Raw genomic sequence first — 1341 nt, 5'->3', positions numbered from 1 at the left:
AACCTTGGTAACGGCGTTTAGAAAACTACTTCCCTATTCGACGTTAATCACCCCAAATACGTATGAGCTACGTGCTTTAAGCGGTGAGCAAGATTTGCATATCGGTGCACAAAAATTATGTGCCCAGGGCTGTCATGCAGTATTGGTCAAAACTTCACACGACTTTGATAGCGGTGATATCGAGCAATATTTATATATCAAAGGCGAGATGGTGCATAAAAGCGTTTTGCCGCGCCTAAAAGGCGAATTTCATGGCTCTGGCTGCTCGTTAGCGAGCTTTATCGCTGGACGTTTGGCGATGGGGAATAAGCTTGTTGACGCAGTAAAGGCGGCGGATCATTGGATTACCCAAACGCTGCGTGCCGCTGATGCGCCGCACCCTAATAATGCTAACGCCCAATTGATACCCAATCGCTTTGTAGAATTTTAGAATAACCTATAAATGGTAATAAAAAAAGGCGCTCTATAAAATATAGAGCGCCTTTTGTATCTTTTATAGAATCGCTAGTTTTTTGAATTTTATTAGGCCAGCCTAACCCAACATCGGCATAAAGTTTGATGCCAAACCGCCGATAAAGATTTCCAGCAGATAAAAGGCAAAAAAGGCAATCATTGGCGATAAATCAATCATGCCCAAGTTCGGCGTGATACGACGAAACGGCGCTAAAATTGGTTCAGCCAACATAACAATAATACCAATAATCGGATGCTGAGATTGGGTAAATACCACAATCCAGCTGACAATGATAGAACCGATGACCAGATAGCGGCACATGCGTAAAAAGTCTAATATCAAGCTGATAGTACCCGTAAAGAAAAGCGGCACAGGCGCAATACCTTTATGAGTTAACGCTGCCTTACCAGAGATATCAATCAGACGAATTAAAAACATCAATACAATGGCAGCAATACTAATACGACCTTGGGCGACAGTGGGGAAAATACGCCCAAATACATCAACGATATGGGTGGCTCTATAAGCAGGCGCAATCATAGGATTACTTGCATCCATCCCAGCAAACTGCAGCATAAAACGGATAAACACCAACATCATGGCGAAGGTGGTGACCAAATCAAAAATTTGCAATAACATGTTGTTCATGAAGTGCTACTCAAGGTGACATTATTAACGGGTTTTAGGATGACGAAGGTCATTATCAGGCATTTTTATGACTTTAAGTTCTTATAATTATTAATAAGGCATCTCATCAACCGCGACATGCCCTATCAATAGCGTACTAGCTATTCAGTACTATTTACTCATCTCTTCACTTAGCGCTTGGCTACGATCGGCGCAAGCTTGCATGGCTTCAACGATTTGACGGCTGATGTCATTGGCTT

The 1341-nt window shown here is 42.4% G+C and carries 2 protein-coding genes; one reads left to right on the top strand and one right to left on the bottom strand.

Features of this window, described 5'->3' with window-relative positions; all coding sequences use genetic code 11:
- On the top strand, positions 1 to 430 hold a 430-nt coding region (locus V7D75_RS14620), incomplete at its 5' end, for a bifunctional hydroxymethylpyrimidine kinase/phosphomethylpyrimidine kinase (RefSeq protein ID WP_333615150.1).
- A 102-nt stretch (positions 431 to 532) separates the two neighbouring features.
- On the opposite strand, the gene V7D75_RS14615 is transcribed toward V7D75_RS14620, so the two are convergent.
- Positions 533 to 1102, bottom strand: coding sequence for a YggT family protein (locus tag V7D75_RS14615; protein WP_333615149.1), 570 nt, complete (start codon positions 1100 to 1102; stop codon positions 533 to 535).
- Between the last annotated feature and the right edge of the window lie 239 nt (positions 1103 to 1341).

The organism is Psychrobacter sp. (assembly GCF_036731945.1).
In the GTDB taxonomy this organism is placed as follows: domain Bacteria; phylum Pseudomonadota; class Gammaproteobacteria; order Pseudomonadales; family Moraxellaceae; genus Psychrobacter.
This window is presented reverse-complemented; position numbering and strand designations above follow the sequence as displayed.

Bases quoted from the DNA above. Each gene is read 5' to 3' on its own strand.
- V7D75_RS14615 (WP_333615149.1), bottom strand. From the start codon at position 1,102: ATGAACAACATGTTATTGCAAATTTTTGATTTGGTCACCACCTTCGCC.